The organism is Micromonospora sp. NPDC005257 (assembly GCF_042872445.1).
In the GTDB taxonomy this organism is placed as follows: Bacteria; Actinomycetota; Actinomycetes; order Mycobacteriales; family Micromonosporaceae; genus Micromonospora.
The window spans coordinates 61,656-81,076 of record NZ_JBIAKL010000016.1 but is presented as its reverse complement, the minus strand read 5'-3'; the positions used below and the strand labels follow the sequence as shown (position 1 = coordinate 81,076).

The 19,421-nt window shown below is 76.1% G+C and carries 10 protein-coding genes; 2 read left to right on the top strand and 8 right to left on the bottom strand.

All coding sequences use genetic code 11. The features are described from left to right. Positions 1-9 precede the first annotated feature (9 nt). From ACFYO8_RS27280 to ACFYO8_RS27260, 5 genes are all read right to left on the bottom strand, one after another. Positions 10-3,513, bottom strand: a complete 3,504-nt coding sequence (locus ACFYO8_RS27280; protein ID WP_387257728.1) for an amino acid adenylation domain-containing protein — start codon at positions 3,511-3,513, stop codon at positions 10-12. Further along, positions 3,510-5,816, bottom strand: coding sequence for a lantibiotic dehydratase (locus tag ACFYO8_RS27275; protein WP_354873611.1), 2,307 nt, complete (start codon positions 5,814-5,816; stop codon positions 3,510-3,512). Before ACFYO8_RS27275 ends, ACFYO8_RS27280 begins: the two co-directional genes overlap by 4 nt. Further along, complete coding sequence (locus ACFYO8_RS27270) at positions 5,813-8,923, bottom strand: thioesterase domain-containing protein (RefSeq protein ID WP_354873613.1); 3,111 nt, start codon at positions 8,921-8,923, stop codon at positions 5,813-5,815. The genes ACFYO8_RS27275 and ACFYO8_RS27270 overlap by 4 nt, the downstream gene beginning before the upstream one ends. Continuing rightward, entirely contained in the window at positions 8,920-12,381 is a 3,462-nt protein-coding gene (locus ACFYO8_RS27265) for an AMP-binding protein (RefSeq protein WP_354873615.1), read from the bottom strand. The genes ACFYO8_RS27270 and ACFYO8_RS27265 overlap by 4 nt, the downstream gene beginning before the upstream one ends. Positions 12,382-12,712: 331 nt before the next feature. Next, entirely contained in the window at positions 12,713-13,105 is a 393-nt protein-coding gene (locus tag ACFYO8_RS27260; RefSeq protein ID WP_354873617.1) for a DUF2267 domain-containing protein, read from the bottom strand. A 144-nt stretch (positions 13,106-13,249) separates the two neighbouring features. Between ACFYO8_RS27260 and ACFYO8_RS27255 the strand changes: the two genes are divergently transcribed. Continuing rightward, positions 13,250-15,364: a molybdopterin-dependent oxidoreductase gene (locus tag ACFYO8_RS27255; RefSeq protein WP_354873619.1), complete on the top strand. Its 2,115-nt coding sequence runs from the start codon at positions 13,250-13,252 to the stop codon at positions 15,362-15,364. 94 nt (positions 15,365-15,458) lie between these two features. Then, positions 15,459-16,163 (top strand): CBS domain-containing protein, encoded by a 705-nt coding sequence (locus ACFYO8_RS27250; RefSeq protein ID WP_354873621.1) that lies wholly within the window; start codon positions 15,459-15,461, stop codon positions 16,161-16,163. A 47-nt stretch (positions 16,164-16,210) separates the two neighbouring features. Here the strand turns inward: ACFYO8_RS27250 and ACFYO8_RS27245 are convergent, their stop codons facing one another. The 3 genes from ACFYO8_RS27245 to ACFYO8_RS27235 are packed head-to-tail and all read right to left on the bottom strand — an operon-like array spanning position 16,211 to position 19,397. Then, positions 16,211-17,548, bottom strand: a complete 1,338-nt coding sequence (locus tag ACFYO8_RS27245) for a hypothetical protein (protein ID WP_387257725.1) — start codon at positions 17,546-17,548, stop codon at positions 16,211-16,213. After that, positions 17,545-18,363: a sugar phosphate isomerase/epimerase family protein gene (locus tag ACFYO8_RS27240; RefSeq protein ID WP_354873625.1), complete on the bottom strand. Its 819-nt coding sequence runs from the start codon at positions 18,361-18,363 to the stop codon at positions 17,545-17,547. The genes ACFYO8_RS27245 and ACFYO8_RS27240 overlap by 4 nt, the downstream gene beginning before the upstream one ends. Further along, positions 18,363-19,397, bottom strand: a complete 1,035-nt coding sequence (locus ACFYO8_RS27235; RefSeq protein ID WP_354873627.1) for a zinc-binding dehydrogenase — start codon at positions 19,395-19,397, stop codon at positions 18,363-18,365. Before ACFYO8_RS27235 ends, ACFYO8_RS27240 begins: the two co-directional genes overlap by 1 nt. Positions 19,398-19,421 lie beyond the last annotated feature (24 nt).

Sequence of the window (19,421 nt, the reverse complement as noted above, 5' to 3'; positions counted from 1 at the left end):
GGGATCGCGTCACTGGTGAGGTCGGCGTGGTGGCGGGGTACGGCGGGCGCGGCCCCGCCGGGCGGCGGCGCGCATGGCGGCGCGGGCCAGTTCCGGCCGGTCGGCGGCCCCGTCGAGGCTGGCGGCGAGCGCCCGCACGGTCGGGTGGCGGAACAGGTCGAGCATGGTGATCGAGCGGCCGGTGGCCTCGGTGAGGCGGGCGTACACGGCGGCCAGGGCCAGGGAGTGGCCGCCGATGTCGAAGAAGTTGTCGCTCACGCCCACCGCGTCGCGGCCGAGCACGTCCCGCCAGATCCCGGCGATCAGCTCCTCGGTTCCGGTGAGCGCGTCCGGGCCGACGGGCAGCGGCGCGCGGGCCGGTTCGGCAGTGGCGACAGTCATCGCGCCGAGCGCCGCGACCCGCACCGCCGGGCGGGGCAGTTCGGGCGCCACCTCGGCGGCCGGCACGTCCGGGTCGGCGGCGAGCGCACCGACCAGGGCGGCCAGGTCGGCCAGGAGCGCGGTGACCCGCTCGCCCTCGAACAGGTCCGGGTTGTGCACCACCTCGACGCCGGCCCGCCCGTCGCGCTCCACCACGTAGACGGTCAGGTCGAACGGCGACCCGGGCTTGGGCACCGGCAGCGGCTCCACCGCCAGGCCGGTCAGCGTCAGCCGGGGGGCGACGAAGTTGAGCACGTTGAACAGCACCTGCACCAGCGGGGCGCGGGAGGTGTCCCGGCCCACGCGGAGCGCCTCGACGATGCGTTCCAGCGGCGCGCCCGGGTGGGCGGTGACCTCGTGCAGCTCGGCGGCGGCCCGGTCGACCTGCTCGGCGAAGCTCGCGCCGCCGGAGCGGACCCGCACCGGCACGGTGTCGATGAAGAATCCGATCACCTCGTCGAACGCGGCCAGCCGCCGGTCGGCGACGATCGCGCCGAGGACGTGCTCGTCGCCGCCGGTGACCCGGCGCAGCAGTTCACCGAACGCGGCCAGCAGCACCGCCGCGACTGTGGTGCCACGCCGGGCGGCCAGGTCGCGTACCGCCCGGTCGGTGGTCTCGTCGAGCCGCACCGCGGCCTCCGCACCGGCGTACGTCTGCACGGCCGGACGGGGACGGTCGCGGGGCAGGTCCAGCACCGTGGGCGCGCCGGCCAGGTGGGCGGTCCACCAGGCCAGGTCGGTCTCGCTCCGGCGCCGGTCCCGGTCGGCCCGCCACACCGCGTAGTCGGCATACGTGGCGGGCAGTGGCGGGCGGCCCGGCACCGACCGGCCGAGCGCGCGGGCGTACGCGAGGGCCAGCTCGTCGTAGAGCAGCGCCTCGGACCAGCCGTCGAAGACCGCGTGGTGCACCGTCACCGCGAGCACGTGCTCCTCGGCGGCGAGCCGGTACACGGTCACCTGCCAGGGAGGGCCGGTGGCCAGGTCGAACGCGTGCCCGGCGCCGGCCGCGAGCATGCCGGCCAGGTCGGTGTCCGGGTCGGCGACGCCGGTCAGGTCGATCACCGGCACCGCCACGTCGGTGGGCTCCTCGCGGACCGCGTACGGCACGCCGCCGTTCTGCGGGATCCGCCAGCGCAGCACGTCGTGCCGTTCGGCCACGGCCCGCAGCGCGGCGCCGAGCGCGGGGACGTCCAGCGGTCCACGCAGCCGGTGCGCGACGGCGATGTTGTAGGGCGCGCTGGACGGGGCGAGCTGGTCCATGAACCACAGCCGTCGCTGCGGCGGGGACAGCGTCGGCGGGTTGCCGGTGGTCAGCCCGTCGGCGTCGGCCGCGTCGGCGGCGCGGACCCGGTCCACGAGCGCGGCGAACGTGCGGTCGGCGAACAGCACCCGCGTGTCGATCTGCCGGCCCAGTTCCGCTCGCAGCGCCGCGACCAGCCGCATCGCGGCGATCGAGTTGCCGCCGGCGGCGAGGAAGTCGCTGTCCGGGGCGGGCGCGGCGCCGAGGAGCCGGGTCCAGACGCGCCGGACCGCCGCCGTCACCGGGTCGCCGTCGGCGGGCACGTCGTCCACCGTGGCCGGGGCGGCCGTGGCCAGCTCGCGCAACGCCGGCCGGTCCAGCTTGCCGGTGGTCGGGCTGACCGGCAGCGCGTCCAGCCGCACCGTCCGGGCGGGCAGCATCGCGGTGGTCAGCCGGGTCTGCGCGTACGCCCGCAGCTCGTCGTCGCCGGGCGCGCCGGCCGGGGTGAGGAACGCGACCAGCTCGGCGCCGGCCGGGCCGGGCACCGCCTCCACAGCTACCCGCTCGACGCCCGGGCAGGCGGCCAGCACCGCTTCGATCTCGCCCAGCTCGATGCGCTGGCCGCGCACCTTGACCTGCCGGTCCGCGCGGCCGAGGTAGACGATCCGGCCGTCCGGGCCCTGCCGGACCAGGTCGCCGGTGCGGTAGAGCCGCTGCCCGGGGGCGTCGCCGTACGGGTCGGGCACGAACCGCTCGGCGGTCAGGCCGGGCCGGTTGAGGTAGCCGTCGGCCACGCCGGGCCCGCCGATCAGCAGCTCACCTGTCTCCCCCGGCGGCACCGGACGCAGGTCGGCGTCGACCACGTACGCCCGGTGGTTGGGCAGCGGCCGGCCGATCGGCATCGGATCGGTGTCGGCCGGGGTGAGGTCGCAGGTGACCGCAAGCACTGTCGTCTCGGTCGGGCCGTAGCCGTTGAGGAACCGCCGGCCGGGCGCCCAGCGGGCGACCAGGTCGGCCGGGACCGCCTCGCCGCCGCAGAGCAGCACCCGCCACGACGGGAACCCGGCCGGGTCCAGCAGCGACAGCACGGTCGGGGTGATGAAGCCCCAGGTCACCTCGTGCTCGGCGACGAACCGGGCCAGCCGGACCGGGTCGGCCCGGTCGTCGGCGCCCAGCAGCTGCACCGCGCCGCCGAGCGTGAGCGGCACGAACAGGTCCATGGTGGCCGCGTCGAAGCCGAGCGAGGCGATGCCGAGGCTGCGCACCGAGGCGTCGGCGCCGGTGAGGGCGCTCACCCCGGTGACGAACTCGACCGCGTTGCGGTGAGTGGTCAGCACGCCCTTCGGGCGGCCGGTGGAGCCGGAGGTGAACAGCACGTACGCCGGGTCGCCGGGGCGGGCCGGGCAGGGCGCGAGCGGGGCCGGGCCGGGCAGGCCGAGCGCCGTCACGCCGGGCTCGTCGCCGAACTCGGCCGCCGCCGCGTCACCGACCACCACCCGCACCCCGGCGTCGCGGGCGATCCCGCGTAGCCGCGCCCGAGGGCCGCCCGGCTCCAGCGGCACGTACGCGGCGCCGGCGAGCAGCACGCCGACCGCGGTGACCACCAGGTCGGGGGTACGGGCGCCGCACACGCCGACCCGGTCGCCCCGGCCCACGCCGTGCTCCCGCAGCGCGGCGGCCACCCCGGCGGCCCGGTCGACGAGCTGCCGGTAGGTGAGCCGGGTGTCCCACTGGCGCACGGCCACCGCGTCCGGGGTGCGGACCGCCTGTGCGGTGATCAGGTCGGCCAGGGTGGCGTCCGGCCACGGCAGATCCGGGCCGTGGACGGCGCTGACGGTCAGGGTGTCGGTCACCGGAGTGCTCCAAGGTGCTCGGCCGAATCGGTGATCTGGAGGCGCAGTTCGCTGACGTAGCCGCGGCCCCGGGCGTCGGGCACCCAGGCGTCGGTGGGTGCGGGCAGAAGTTCGGAGACCACCACCGGCACGTCCGGCCCGGTACGCAGCGCGGCGTCGACCATCGCGCAGAGCGACTGCGCGTACAGCGGGCCGGTCAGGTCCACGTAGCAGGGTTTGATCTCGGTGCCGACCTTGACGAAGACCCGCTCGGGCAGGCCCGTCTCGGCCCGCCAGCGGCGCACCGCCAGGTAGCGGGCGGTCTCGTCGGGGTGGCCGCCCAGCCCGCACGCCCCGGCCGTGGTGCGCCAGGTACGCCGGGCCACGACCAGCCGGTCGATGGTGATGCGGGGCGTGTACGCGGCGGCGCCGAGCAGCTTGAACGCGTCCAGCAGCAGCGAGCCGAGCAGCGTGGCGAACACCTCCATCAGCGGCCAGCGGGCGCCGTCGGGGAAGACGGCGGTGAGCGTGTCGCCGGTGCGCTCCACGAGCACCGTGGTGGCCGGGACCAGGCGGTCGACGTCGGCGCCGTGCGCGGTGTCGATGCCGAGCTGGCGGTCCGCGGGGCGGGTCAGCGCGTACGTGGTGCGGGTGGTGCGGCGGGGGAAGCTGTCCGGCCAGAGCACCCGCAGCCGGGCCGGGCCCAGGTCGGCGTCGAGGTCGGCGCGCAGCGCGGCCGGGTCCGGGTGGAACGGGCTGAGCACCGCGCTGTCGAACGCGACCGAGGCCGGGTGCAGTTCGCCGAGCACCAGCAGGAAGTCGCCCCGCTCGACGGCCTCCGGCGATGCGGCGCTGAGCTGCACGTCCGGGTTGTGCAGCCGGGCCGACGGCCAGCCGGGCCGCGTCGCCGGGAACAGCTCCCGGGCCCGCTCGGTCAGTTCGGCGGCGCGCAGCCGCAGTTCCGCCTGCCCCTCGGGCAGGTCGGCCAGGCCGAACAGCTCGGCCCAGCGTGCGGTGAGCGTGGCGCCGGCCCGGCCGATCGGGCCGTCCGGGGCGACGAGCGTGCCCTGGGCCAGCAGCCACAGGTCGGCCAGCCGCACCGGTTCGCCGTCGGCGGCCAGTTCCTCGTGCAGCTCGGTGAAGAGGTCGCCGCAGCGCGCGGCCACCTCGGTGGTGAACCACCGGGCGGTACGCAGCACCACCGCCATCGGCTCGGCGAGCGCGTCGATGACCGCCGACCCGATCCGGAACTCCAGGTCGCGGGCGGTCTCCTCGTAGCAGATGGTGCGGCCGGCGTACATCTGTCCGCTGTGCCGGGTGGCCGGGCGGCCGGTGACGGCGGTGAACCCGGCGTTGAGCGCGGCGAGCGCGGCGCCGAGCCGGTCCGGGTCGCCGGCCGCGGCGGCCACCTCGTCGCGGGCGGCGCAGAGCCGGCCGAACTCGGCCGCCGTCGCGGCGCGGACCGGCTCGTCTCCGATCGCGGCGATCCGCGCGGCGAGCACCCGTTCGGCGTCCGGCGCGATCGGCAGGTTGGCGCCCCAGTTGACCTGGCCGCGCTCGACCCAGCGGTCCAGCAGCAGATAGACGTCGTCGGCGCTGTGCACCTCGCCGGCGTCGCACAGCCGCTCCGCCAGCTCCACCGCGGGCGTGCGCCCGTCACAGGCGCCGAGCACCAGCGCCTCGACCGGGGTGAGCGCGATCGGCGGGTGCAGCGGCCAGCGCAGTTCCCGGCCGGTGACGGTCAGGTGCGGTTGCAGGGCCGGCGCCCACCAGCGGCGCACCGCGAGGTCGTCGGCGAGCCGGTCGGCGTACGCGATGAGCGCCCAGGCCTCGAAGTAGACCCGCCGCCGGTGTACCAGCGCGTCACCGGGCCCGGCGTGCACGCCGGGCCGGGTGGTGTCGAACGTGCCCCAGCAGACCGGGCCGAAGAAGCCGATGGTCTCGGCCTTGCCGCAGTAGCGCTGCCAGTAGCGCAGCAGGCTCAGCTCGCGCTTGCGCCGGCGGACGTTGCGGACCTGCGGGTCGGTCCGCAGCAGCCCGTCCAGCGCGATGAGCATGTCCGGGTTCTGCCAGGTCACCGCCTCGCGCAGCAGCGGGTCGGCGGCCAGCTCGCCGGCCACCGCCGAGGAGTCGGCGAACGCCTCGGCCAGCGCCTTGTCGAACACCTCGGTGTCGGTGTCGCCGGCGAGCAGCGCGTCCGCGGCGGCGGCGCAGTCCGGCGCGGCGAACCGGTCCAGCCCGGCGGCCGGGAAACCGGCGGTACGCAGGACAACGTCCCGCCACACCGACCAGCCGGTGTCGCCCAGGGGCAGCAGGTGGCTCACCGGCGGTCCTCCCGCCGGGCGTCGGTGATGTGCAGGCGCAGCTCGCTGAAGTAGCGGCGGCCCTGCCCGTCGGGTACCCACGCCTGATCCGGTGCGGGCAGCATCTCGCTGACAGTGAACGACACGTCGTCGCCGCCGTCGACCCGGGCGGCGCGCACCATCGCGCAGAGCATGACCGCGAACCCGGGCGCGGACAGGTCCACGAAGCACGGCTTGGTCTCGGTGCCGAGCTTGACGTACACCTGCTCGGGCAGGCCGAGGCGGCGGCGCCAGTCCCGGACGGCGAGGAACCGGTCCCGCTCGCCGGTGGCGGTGGCCAGGCCGCTCTCGCCGACAGTGGTGCGCCACGTCTGCCGGGCCAGCACCAGCCGGTCCACCGTGATCCGGGGCGTGTACGGCGCGGCGGCGACCAGCTTGAAGCCGTCGACGGCGTGCGCGCTGAGCGGCTGGGCGAAGACCTCGACGAGCGGCCAGCGCTGCCCGTCCCGGGCGGTGGCGACCAGCTCGCCGTCCACCTCGTCGACGACCAGGTCGACGGTGGGCAGCACGCTGGCCGGGTCGGCGCCCGGGGCGTCGAGGAACGCCAGGTGCCGGTCGGTCGGGCCGGCCAGCGACTCGGCGGTCCGGCTGGTCCGCCGGGGCCAGTCGGCCGGGAACAGCAGCCGGACCCGCCGCTGACCGAGGTCCGCGGCGAGCGCGTCGCGCAGCCGTTCCACGTCCGGGTGCGCCGGGGTGAACACGGCGCAGTCGAAGGACGACCAGGCGGCGTGCAGCTCACCGAGCACCACCGTGTAGTCGCCGCGCCGCAGCGCGTCCGCGTCGGTGGCGCAGATCTGCAGGTCGGGGCTGTGCATGGCGGCGTTGGACCACTCCGGGCCGTCGCCGGGGAACACCGCGTCGACGCGGTCGGCGAGGTCGGCCGCGCGCCGCCGTACGTCGGTGGTGCCGGCGGGCAGCGCGTCCAGGCCGAACAGCCCGGCCCAGCGGGCCGCGAAGTCCGCCGCGACGGCGTCGACCGGCCGTTCCCCGTCGCCCCAGAACATGCCCTGGGCCAGGAACCACAGGTCGGCCAGCGGCACCGGGGCGCCGGACTCGGCGCGCAGCTCCTCGTACAGGCCGCGCAGCACGTCCAGGTAGGCGCGGGCGAGCGCGTTGACCAGCCAGCGGGCGGCGCGCAGCAGCACGTCCAGCGGGGCGGCCAGCTCGGCCAGCAGCGACGCGCCGAACACCACGTCCAGGTCCCGGGCGCTGTCCTCGTAGCAGACCGTCCGCCCGGCGTACATCTGTCCGGCCCGGCGTACCGCCGGAACGCCGGTCAGCTCGGTGAACGTGGCGTCCAGGGCGTCCAGGGCGGCGCGCAGCCGGTCCGCCTCACCTGCCGCGGCGGCCACCACGTCGCGGGCGGCGCGCAGCCGGTCGAACCCGGCACGGGCGGCGGCGCGGGCCGGCTCGTCGCCGATCGTGTCGATCCGCTCGGCGAGCACCCGCTCGGCGTCCGGGCTCACCGGCAGGCCGGCGTCCCAGGTGATCAGTTCCCGCTCGACCAGCCGGTCGAGCAGCGCGTAGCCGTCCTCGGGGCGGCGCAGCCCGATCGCCGGGTCGGCGACCAGGTCGGCGGCGGGGCGCCGGCCGTCGGCGGCGCGCAGCAGCGCCGCCTCGACCGGGGTCAGCGTCAGCGGCGGGCGGCCGGGCCGCAGCACGTCCCGGTCCCGGACGGCCAGGTGGGCCCGGAGCATCGGCGGCCACCACCGGCGCACCGCCAGGTCCGCGCCGATCCGTTCGGCGTACGCGGCCAGCGCCCACGACTCGAACCACACCCAGCGTCGGCGGGTCAGCCCGTCGCCAGGGTTGACCCGGGCAACCTCCGGCTGCGCGGGATCGACAGTGACCCAGCAACTCGGGCCGAAGAAGCCGACCGTCTCGTTCTTGCCGCAGTAGCGCTGCCAGTACTTCAGCACCGCCCGTTCCCGGTCGCGGCGGCGCACGTTGCGGGCCGCGTCGGCGCCGCCGCGCACCAGCCCGTCGAACGCGACGAGCGCGCCCCGGTTCTGCCAGGTGACCGCCTCGCGCAGCAGCGGGTCGGCGGCCAGCTCGAGGAGGCGCTGCGCCCCGGCGCGCAGCGCCTCCTCGAGCTCCTTGTCGAACTGGTCCTCACCGGCGCCGGTGGCGAGCAGCTCGTCGGCCGCCGCGGCGGCCCGGGGCGCGGTGAGCAGCTCCAGCCCGTCGGCCGGGAACCCGGTGGTACGCAGCACCGCGTCGCGCCACACCGACCAGCCGGTGTTGGCCAGGGGGACCCGGTGCGCGGCGCCGGCGGTCCCGCGACCGGCGGCGCGCACCGGGTCCGAACCCGCGTCCGGCGTGCCGGCGCGGGTGTTCGTGAACGCGGCGGTCAGGTCGGCCCGGATCAGCGCGGCCAGCTCGGGCAGCCGGTCGTGCAGGAAGAAGTGCCCGCCGTCCAGTTCGTGCAGGGTGAACCCGGCGGCGGTGTGCTCGGCCCAGGCCGCGCTCTGCTCCCGGCTGACCGCCCGGTCGGTGCGGCCGGCGAACACGACGACCGGCACCGGCAGCGGCTCGCCCGGCACGTGGCGGTAGCTGTCGACCCGGTCGAAGTCGGCGCGCAGCAGCGGCAGCAGCAGCTCCACCAGCTCGGGGTGGTCGAGCAGTTCGGCGGGGAGGCCGCCGCCGTCGCCGAGGCGGCGCAGCAGCTCCTCGTCGCTCGCCCGGGACAGCCCGTCGAACGGACCGGGCCCGTCGACGTGCGGGGCGCGGGCGCCGCCGACGTAGAGCCGCAGTGGCAGCGGGCGGCCGGTGCGGCGCAGCTCGCGGACCACGTCGAAGCCGAGCCGGCCGCCCATCGAGTGGCCGTAGATCGCGTACGGGCGGTCGGCGCGGGAGGCGATGGCGTCGGCCACGTCGGCGACGTGGAAGCGGGCGTCCTCGGCGATCCGGTTCTCCCGGCCGGGCAGTTGCACAGGCACCACGTCGACACCGGCGCCGAACTCGCCCGCCCAGCGCCGGAACGCGCTGGCGCCCGCTCCGGCGTAGGGCAGGCAGAACAAACGCACCGGCGCCTCGGGTCGGCTTCCGGCGGAGACGAACCAGTTCACCGTGGACCTTTCTGCATGGGGTCGATCCAGTACCGGCGGCGCTGGAACGGGTAGGTGGGCAGTTCGGTGCGACGCACCGTGCCCTCGGGGTGCAGCGCGTGCCAGTCGACGTCGTGCCCGGCGACCCACTCGGCGGCCGTCTCGCGCAGCGGCCCGCCGTCACCGGCGATGCGGGCGCCGGTGTCCAGCAGCAGGTCCAGCGCGGACAGCGCGGACGGCAGGTCGGCGGCGACCACCGCCGCCCGGTGGGCGAACGCCCGCCGGCCGAGCGCCAGCGTGGCGGCCACGTCGGGCAGCGCCGGGGCGGCCCCGGCCAGGTGGGTCCGCAGGCGTTCCAGCGCGGCCCGCAGCGCCGCCGGGGTACGCGCCGACACCGGCAGCAGCCACGGCCCCTCGCCGGGCGCGTCGGCCGGTTCGGCGGGCGGTGGCTGTTCCACCACGACGTGCGCGTTGGTGCCACCCAGGCCGAACGCGCTCACCCCGGCGACCCGGCGCGCGTCGTCCGGCCAGTCCCGCGCCTTGGTGGGCACGTAGAACGGTCCGGCGGCCAGGTCGATCTCCGGGTGCGGGCGGGTGAAGTGCAGGTTCGGCGGGATCACCCCGTGCCGGACGGCCAGCACCGTCTTGATCAGCCCGGCGATGCCGGCGGCCGCGTCGAGGTGACCGATGTTCGTCTTCACCGAGCCGAGCGCCGTGGAGTCGGCGGGCGCGGCGCCCGCGTACACCTCGTGCAGCGCTGCGACCTCGATGGCGTCGCCGAGCGGCGTACCGCTGCCGTGGCCCTCGACGAGGCGGACCTCGCCCGGCGCGACCTCGGCGGTGGCCAGCGCGTTCGCGACGGCGGCGGCCTGACCGGCCGGGCCGGGCACGGCGAAGCCGGCCCGGTCCGGGCCGTCGTTGGTGACCGCCCAGCCGGGCAGGATCGCGTAGATGCGGTCGCCGTCGGCCTGCGCGTCGGCGAGCCGGCGCAACGCCACCACGCCGGCGCCGGAACCGAAGCCGGAGCCGTTGGCGGCCTCGTCGAAGGCGCGGCACCGCCCGTCGGGCGAGGCGAGCCCGCCCGAGCGGTGCCGGGGCCACATCACCGTGGAGCCGCCGGCCAGGGCCAGGTCGCACTGGTAGTCGGCGAGGCTCTGCGCGGCCACGCAGACCGCGACGAGCGAGCTGGAGCAGGCGCTCTGCACGGCCATCGCCGGGCCGGTCAGGCCGAGCCGGTAGGCCACCTGACCGGGCAGGTGGTCGGTGAACTGGCGGCCGACGAGTCGGGCCTCCCAGTCGTCCGGGTCGACGTCGCCGACCACCGCCGGGTTGTCCATCAGGTGGAACAGGAAGTAGCGGTTGGCCGAGGTGGCGGCGTAGACGCCGACCAGGCCGGGGAAGCGTGCCGGGTCGTGCCCGGCGTCCTCCAGCGCCTCCCAGGCGGTCTCCAGGAACAACCGGTGCTGCGGATCGGTCCGGGCCGCCTCGTCGGCGCCGAAGCCGAAGAACTCGGCGTCGAAGTCGGCCACCCCGTCGAGCCGGCCGGTGGCGCGCACGTGCCGGGGGTCGGCGCGCAGGCCGGGGCCGACGCCGAGCCCGGCCAGCTCCTCGTCGGTGTGGTCGTGCACCGAGTCGACGCCGGTGCACAGGTTCCACCAGAAGGTGGCCACGTCGGGAGCGCCGGGGAACCGCCCGGCGACGCCGACCACGGCGATCTCGTCGCCGGTGTACTCGCGGGCGGCGCGGACCGGCGCGGCCGGGGCGGGCAGCACCGGAGCGCGCACCGCCTCGGGCGGGGCGTCCAGCAACGCGGCCTGGGCGGCGACGGTCGGGTGGTCGAACAGGCGCAGCATCGGCAGCCGTACGCCGAACCGCTCGGCGAGGCGCTGCTGCACCTGGCCCAGCAGCAGCGACTGCCCGCCCACGTCGAAGAAGCTGGCGGTGCGGGCGACCGCGTGGCGGCCGAGCACCGCGCACCAGATGTCGTGCACGGCGCGCTCGGTCTCGGTGGCCGGGGCCTCCTGCGCGGGCACCTCGGTCACCGGGTCGGGCAGCGCCCGCTCGTCGACCTTGCCGGTGACGGTGAGCGGGAACTCGTCGACCACCACCACCGCGCGGGGCACCGCGTAGTCGGGCAGCGCGGCGGCCAGCGCCGCACGCAGCGCCACCGGGTCCGGGCGGGCGCCGGCCGGCCGGGCGTACGCGAGCAGTTCGCCGTCGCGGACGACGGCGCGGACGCCTGCCACGCCGGGCTGGGCGGACAGCACGGCCTCGATCTCGGTCAGCTCGACCCGGTGCCCGCGCACCTTGACCTGCCGGTCGAGCCGGCCGAGGCAGACCAGTTCCCCACCGGGCAGCAGCCGGCCCAGGTCACCGGTGCGGTACGACGGCACCCCGTCGGCGCCGACGCCGAACCGGTCGCTGTCCTGGTTGAGGTAGCCGGGTGCGAGGTGGCGGCTGTGGACCACGATCTCGCCGGTGTCCGGGGCGAGGTCCAGCCGGTAGCCGGGGAACGCGGTGCCCACCGGCAGCGGCCCCCGGGCGTCCGGTTCCACCTCGGACAGCCGCTGCACGTGCCGGGCGGCGAACGTCATCTCGGTGGCGCCGTAGCCGTTGACGAGCAGGCAGCCGGGAGCGAACCGGTCCCGGCCGCGGGCCGCGTCGGCCCAGGTGACCTGCTCGCCGCCGAGCAGCACCGCGCGCACCGTGGCCAGCCGGCGCGCGCCGAGCGTGTCGAGCAGGAAGCGGTAGACGGTGGGCGTGCAGTGCAGCACCGTGGCGCGGTGCCGGTCGAGCTGCTCGACGGCGTGCGCGAGCCCTTGGCGGCGCAGGTCGACCGGTACGACGGCGGCGCCGGTGAGCAGCGCCGGGTACAGGTCGGGGATGGCGGCGTCGAAGCTGAACGACGCGAGCAGGCTGAGCCGGTCGTCGGGGCCGACGCCGAGCGCGGCGATCTGGTTGTCGACGACGTGGGCCAGGTTGCGGTGGGTCTGCCCGACCGCCTTGGGCACGCCGGTGGAGCCGGAGGTGAACAGCACGTACGCCGGCGCGTCCGGGTCGGCGGCGACCGGGCGCAGCGGAGCCGGCGGCACCTCGTCCAGCGACACCACCGGGCGGTCACCGGCCAGCGTGGACGCGAGGTCACGGTGCTCGGCGGCGCAGGCCACGGCGGTGACGCCGGCGGCGTCGACCATGTGGCGCAGCCGCGCGACCGGGAAGCCCGGATCCAGCGGCACGTACGCGCACCCGGCGGCGAGGGCGCCGAGCAGCGCCGCCACGGTCGGTGCGCCGTGTGCGGTGAGCAGCGCGATCCGGTCTCCGGCGCGCAGGCCCGCGGCGGCGAACACGGCAGCGTGACCGCCGGCCGCCCCGGCCAGCTCGGTGTAGGTGACCTCGTGGGTCTCACCGAGAAGAGCCGTACGTCCGCCGTGTACCGCCGAGATCGCGCCGAAACGATTGATGATCATCGTCTCTGCCATGTCAGGAAGCGGGTCGCGCTCCACAGACGACAGGCATGCAGCAGCGATCGACGAATGTGACCATTGATCCCCCCCAGGACTTCACATTGAGAGCAGAATATGGCCCACAGCCTCGGCCGGAAGAGGGCCGATCAGGCTTGACCCGAAGGGAGGAAGGCACCCTGGAACGTCGGATGGAGGAATTCGTCCGATCATCCCTCTAGCGCGTAGACGATTTTCAGCGTACGTGACCGCCCACAAAGTATTTTACGGTGAAAATACTTCCTGGCCGTCGAATCTTCGCGGCGGCGGCCTCGATGCCGCGGCTCAACCCGGGTCGCGGGGAGCGTGCTCAGACATCGTACGGCGGTCGTGGGATGGGGTCCACCATGGCGTCGAAGCCCTTCGGGAGCTGCGCCACGAGGTCCTGGAACTCCCCCACCGTCACCGTGTCGCGCAGCGTGGCGAGCACCGCCACGGCCCCCACCTCGGCGACCGCCGGGTCCACCGCCGCGCGTTCGGCCACGCGGTACAGGAAGTCGACGGCGCCGCCGGTGGAGGCGGTGCCGCCGGGTCCCAGATAGCCGCCCACGTCGTCCGGCAGCTGCGCGGCCAGGTCCGTCGCCTCGTCCGCGGTGATCCGGTCGGCGAGGGTCTGCAACACCGCACGGGAGACGGTCGCCGCCTCGTCCGTGCGCAACTCGGCCCGCCGCGCCACCGCCTCGACGAACAGGGGGAACCGCATGCCACCCCTCCCCTCGCCGCCGGCGGGCACCACGCCACCCCGGTCGGCCCGGCGGGTACCCGCCGGCGAACCGGCCAAACACGGCGACCCACCTGGGGGAGAGCCGGAGGGCGGGTGGCCGGTCGCGTCGGTAGCATCCGCCCCATGGCCCCCGTCACGACGCACCCCGGCGCCTGCCCGCTGGACTGCCCGGACACCTGCGTCTGGCAGCTCACGGTCGACGACGGCCGGGCGGTCGCGCTGCGCGGCGACCGGGACCACCCGTTCACCAGGGGCGCGCTCTGCGGCAAGGTGAACCGCTACCTGGACGCGGTGAACGGGCCGGACCGGCTCACCACGCCCTGGGTCCGCACCGGCCCGAAGGGCGCCGGCCGGGTCGCGTACCGGCCGGCGAGCTGGGACGAGGCCGTCGAGCGGGTGGCCGCCGGGCTGCGCGCGAGCATCGAGCGGGACGGCCCGGAGTCGGTGCTGCCCTACTACTTCGCCGGCACCATGGGCCTGGTCCAGGGCTGGACCATGGGCCCCCGCCTCTTCGCCCACCTGGGCGCGTCCCGGCTGGACACCACCATCTGCACGGCGGCGGCGCGGGCGGCGCTGCGCTCGCTCTACGGCGCCTCGGTCGGCTTCGAGCCGGAGTCGATCGTCGAGGCGAAGCTGATCGTGCTCTGGGGCGCCAACCCGCTCGTCACCAACCTGCACCTGTGGCCGTTCGTGCAGCAGGCCCGCGAGCGCGGCGCGTACGTGGTGACCGTCGACCCGCTGCGTACCGAGACGGCGGCCCGCAGCGACGAGCACGTCGCGCCGCTGCCCGGCACCGACGCGGCCCTCGCGCTGGGGCTGATGCGGCACGTCCGCGACGCCGGGGCGGCCGACGAGGCGTGGCTGGCCGCGCACACCACCGGCTGGCCGGAGCTGGCCGCCCGGCTCGACGACTGGCCGGTGGAGCGGGCCGCCGCCGAGTGCGGCCTGCCGGCCGGCACGGTACGCGGCCTCGGCAAGCGCATCGCCACCACCCGGCCGACGGCGGTACGGGTCGGGCTCGGCCTGCAACGGCACCACGGCGCCGGGCAGGCCATCCGGGCCATCTGCGCGCTGCCGCTGGTCACCGGCGACTTCCGGTACCCCGGCGGCGGGGCGCTGGTGACCACCAGCGGTCACCACCCGGTCGACAACGGCCCGGTGATCCGGCCAGCCGGCATGCCCGCCCCGGCGTCCCGGTCGCTGAACATGAGCCGGCTGGCCACCGTGCTCACCGGGGAGGCCGACCCGCCGGTCACCTCACTCGTGGTGTTCGACGCCAACCCGGCGGCGACCGCACCGGACCAGGCCCGGCTGCTCACCGGGCTGGCCCGCGCCGACCTGTTCACAGTGGTGCTGGAACAGCGCTGGACCGACACCTGCGACTACGCCGACGTGGTGCTCCCGGCCACGATGCAGCCCGAGCACCTCGACCTGCAGACGTCCTACGGGCACCACTACACGACGCTGAACCTGCCGGTCACCCGCGCGCCCGGCGAGGCGCTGCCGAACACCGAGATCTTCCGGCGGATCGCCGCCGCGCTCGGCGTCGACCATCCGGCGTTCCGCGACAGCGACGAGGACCTGGCCCGGCAGTTGCTGGCCGGCGCCCCGATCACGTACGAGGAGCTGCGCGAGCGCACGTACGCCCGGCTCACCGGCGTGCCGGTCGGCTCCGCGCCGTACGCCGAGGGCGGCTTCCCCACCGCGGACGGGCGGGCCCGGCTGCACGACCCGGCACTGGCCGCGCTCGCTGTGGACCCGCTGCCCGGCTACACCCCACCGGCCGAGGCGGCGGACCCGGAGCTGGCCCGCCGTTTCCCGCTGACGCTGCTCACCCCGGCCAACCGCTACCTGATGAACTCCACGTTCGCCTCCCTGCCCTGGCACGCCCGCCGCGTCGGCCCACCCCTGGTGCACCTGCACCCGGCCGACGCGACGGCGCGCGGGCTCGCCGACGGCGACGCGGTACGCGTGCACAACGACCGGGGCGCGTTCCTCGCCGCGGTGGCGGTGGACGAGGCGACCCGGCCGGGCCTGGCGTTCACCTACAAGGCGTACTGGGCGCGGCGCAGCCCCGGCCGGTCGACCGTCAACGCGGTGACCGGCGTCCGGGACACCGACCTGGGCGCGGCGCCGACGTTCCACGACTGCCGGGTGCAGGTCGAGCCGGTGCCGGCCGAGCTGCTGACCGCCGAGCCGCCCCTCGACGGGGCCGCCGAACCCGTCCCGGCTGGGTGATTCGGGACCTCCGGCCCCCTGACCTGGTCTTTGCGCCCCTGCTCCGGCCCGTGGCCGCCGCCTAGCGTCGGAGGCGGACACAGGGAGGTTCGCCATGCGCACGTGGCAGGTACAGGACGTGATGACCAGGAACGTGGCGTCGGTACGGGAGGGCACGGAGTACCGCGAGATCGTCGACGTGCTGACCGACCGGCACGTCACGGCGACGCCGGTGGTGGACGAGTCCGGCCGGGTGCTCGGTGTGGTGTCCGAGGCGGACCTGATGTACAAGGTGGAGTTCCTGGGCCAGCCCCGGGAGCGGCGGATCCTGCCGGACCGGCACCGCCGCGAGGCGCGGGCGAAGGCCGACGCGACGCTCGCCGCCGACCTGATGACCGCTCCGCCGGTCACCATCACCCCGGATGCGACGCTGGTCGAGGCGGCCCGGCTGATGGACGCGCGCGGCGTGAAGCGGCTGCCGGTGGTGAACGACCTCGGCCGCCTGGTCGGCATCGTCACCCGTGGCGACCTGCTCAAGGTGCATCTGCGCCCGGACGCCGGCATCCGCCGCGACGTGGTCGAGGAGGTGCTGTGGCGCAGCCTCGGCGTCCGCGACGGCGTGGTGGACGTGACGGTGGAGCGGGGCGTGGTGACGCTCACCGGCCAGGTGGAGCGCCGCTCCACCGCGCAGCTCGCGGTGCGGCTGGCCCGGCAGGTCAGCGGCGTGGTCGAGGTGGTCGACGCGCTCGGCTACGCGGTCGACGACGCGCCGATGGCGGGGTTGCGGATCGGCGGCAGCACCCCGGCCGGCATCGCCTGAGCCCGCACGCCACCGGTGGGCGTCGGCGCACCCGGCGCCCACCGGTGTCACTCCTGGGCGAGCGCGTCGAGCACCAGCGCGGCCGTCCAGCTGAACGCCGGTGAGCCGAGACCGGCGCCGGTGTCCGGGTGGAAGTACTCGTGGCAGCCGGCCCGGTCGACCAGGTCGAGCATCGACTCGCGCAGCCCGTCGGCCAGGTCGGCCCGGCGGTGGGTACGCAGTCCCTGCCAGAGCAGCCAGCCGGTGTTGATCCAGCTCGGGCCGCGCCAGTAGCGCAGCGGCTCGAAGTCCGGTGCGGTGCGGTCGTACGTGGGCAGCGGCCGGTCCATCCGGGCGGCCAGCCCGAAGCGCGGCGAGCACGCCTCGGCCAGCAGCGCGGACACCTGCGCCGCAGGCAGCTCGGGCAGCGCCAGAGGCATCAGCCCGAGCACGGTCCGGGCGGGCACGAGCCGGTCGGTGCGCACGTCGCGGGGACGGAACGTGCCGGCGACCGGATCCCACAGGCGGGCCCCGAGCGCCTCGGTGATCCGGGCGCCCCGGTCGCGGTGCGGGCCCGGGTCGGCGCCGACCACGGTGGCGATGCGGGCCAGCGCGTACTCGGAGACGCCCAGCGCGGCGTTCACGAGCGGGCACTCCACCAGGAACGGGTGCCGGCCGAGCAGGCCCTCGTCCCGGTAGCGGCCGGCCCGGTAGGACTCCACCAGCGCGACGTAGCGCGCGTAGTCCAGGTCGGTGGGGCGCTGCGCGGCGTCGGCGTGCGCGGTGTCGTGCCGGCGGTACGCGCGCATCACCGCCTCGTCGGCGGGTACCCCGGCCAGCGACGCGTCCCAGGCCGGGCTGTTGTCCAGTCCGGACTCCCACGGGTGCGCGATCGCGGCCAGCCCGCCGCCCCCGGCGTCGCGTCTCCCGGTCAGGTAGCGCTGCTGCGCGACAAGCCTCGGGTAGAGCCGGCGCAGCGCGGCCACCGACGCCTCGCCGGGCGCGCTGCGGTGCACCAGCCAGGCGGCCGGGGCGTGCACCGGCGGCTGGACGATCCCGGAGGTGGCCCGGGCCGGTGCGCCGTCGGCTCGGGCCGAGTCCCAGAACTGCGGTCCGGGGAAGTACGGCCCGGCGCGCGAGGCCGGATTGAACACGATGTGCGGCACCCGCCCGTCGACCCACTGCGCGGCGAACAGCGTGCGCAGCTCCCGCCAGGCCCGGTCCGGGCGGATGTGGGCCAGGCCGATCGCGATGAACGCGGAGTCCCAGCTCCACTGGTGCGGGTAGAGCGTGCGGGAGGGGACGGTGTGGTCGTGTTCCCAGTTGGCGTCCAGGGTGGCCAGCGCGAGGCGGCGCAGCCGGGCGTGCCGGTCGGCACCGGCGCGTACCCCGGTGGTCAGCGTCATGCGGCGGCCCGCCGGGGACGGGCCTGGGCCAGCGCGGTGGCGGCCTGGCGCAGCGCGGCGACCGGCTCGCCGCGCAGCCGGCACTCCAGCGCCAGCCAGCCGGAGTAGCCGATCGCGTCGAGCGTGGCCAGCAGCGCGCCCCAGTCGAGGTGCCCGGCGCCGGGCTGGTGCCGGTTGGAGTCGCTGACCTGCACGTGCCCGAGGTACGGCGCGGCGGCGCGCAGCGCGGCGTGCGGGTCGTCCTCCTCGATGTTCATGTGGTACGTGTCGGCGGCCACCCGCAGCGCCGGCGACCCGACCGCCCGGCACAGCTCGACCGCCTGGTCGAGCCGGTTGACCATGTGGTCCTCGTACCGGTTGAGCGGTTCGAGGAACACCGTCACCCCTTCGGCGCGGGCGTGCCCGGCCAGCTCGCCCAGGGCGTCGACGAGCACATGCCGGTCGTGCTCGGGTGAGCGGGGCGGCTCGAACGGGGGCAGCCGGCGGGAGAACATGCCCCACGCGGCCGGCGTCATCGCGCCGGCGCCGCCCAGCTCGGCGATCACCGAGAGCTGGGAGCGCAGGTTGTCCACCGCGTCGCGGGAGCGGGCCGGGTCGAAGTCGCCGATGAAGTGGTCCATCTCGACGCAGACGGTCGGCATGACCACCCCGGCGGCGCGGGCGCGGCGCAGCTCCGGCAGCCGCCGGGCCAGAGCGTGGTCGCCCCGGCCGCGCAGCTCGATGCCCTGGTAGCCGAGGGAGACGGCGAGGGCGTACTTCTGGGTCAGGTCGGTGCCGGGAAGCAACTGCTCCTGGCAGGCCAGCGGAATGTCCATCAGAACCTCAGCACCACTTGGAGGACGTCACCGTCACCGCGGTCGAGCAACGCCAGGGCGTCGGCCACCGCGCCCGCGTCGACGACGTGGCTCACCAGCGGCAGCGGGTCGACGCTGCCCTCGGCCACCAGGTCCATGAAGGTGTCCGCGATCCGTGTCCCGGACCACCGGCCGGCCGTGCCGGGTGCCGGGTCCGGCCCGGAGACCTGTGCGGCCACGAGCTGGATCCGGTTGTGGTGGAACTCCTCGCCGAGTTCCAGCCCGTGGGCGTACCCCTGGTAGAAGCCGGCCGCGACGACGCGGCCGGCGTGGGCGGTGGCGCGGATCGCCTCGTGCAGCGCCGGGTACGACCCGGACAGCTCCAGGCAGACGTCGGCGCCCCGGCCCTCGGTGGCGGCCCGCAGCGTGGCGGCGGGCGAGTCGGCGGCGTCGACCACCCGGCGGGCGCCGAGCCGGGTGGCGTGCGCGAGCCGGCCGGGCATCCGGTCGACGGCGACCACGCGGGCACCGGAGAGCGCGGCGAGTCGCGTGCCGAGCAACCCGATCACGCCCTGCCCGAAGACGCCCACCCAGTCGCCCAGATGCAGGTCACCGGCGAGCACTGCGGTCAGCGCGATGGCGCCGGGCCGGGCGAACACGGCGGCGAGCGGGTCGAGGCCGGGCGGCAGCGGACGCGCGGCCGTCGCGGGGAGCACCGCCTCGGCGCGGTGTCCCCAGATGCCCCAGACGAGCTGGCCGGGCCGCCGCCCGGCCACGTCGGGGGCGACCTCGACGATCTCGCCGACCTCCTCGTATCCGAAACCCACCACCGGGTACGCGGGCGCGGCCTGCCGGGGCACGAACATGCGGGCGCCGGCGTCCCAGTCCTTGCGCAGACGCGGATTGCTGCCCCGGTAGAGCGTCAGTTCGGTGCCGGCGGAGATGCCCGAGTAGCGGGTGCGGACGCGGACCTGGCCCGGACCGAGCCGGTCCGTGGGGCAGGGCTCCAGGCGTACGTGCCGGGGCCCGGCCAGAGAGACAACCCAGTTGCTCATGGCGTCGCTCCGAAGAAAGTGCCG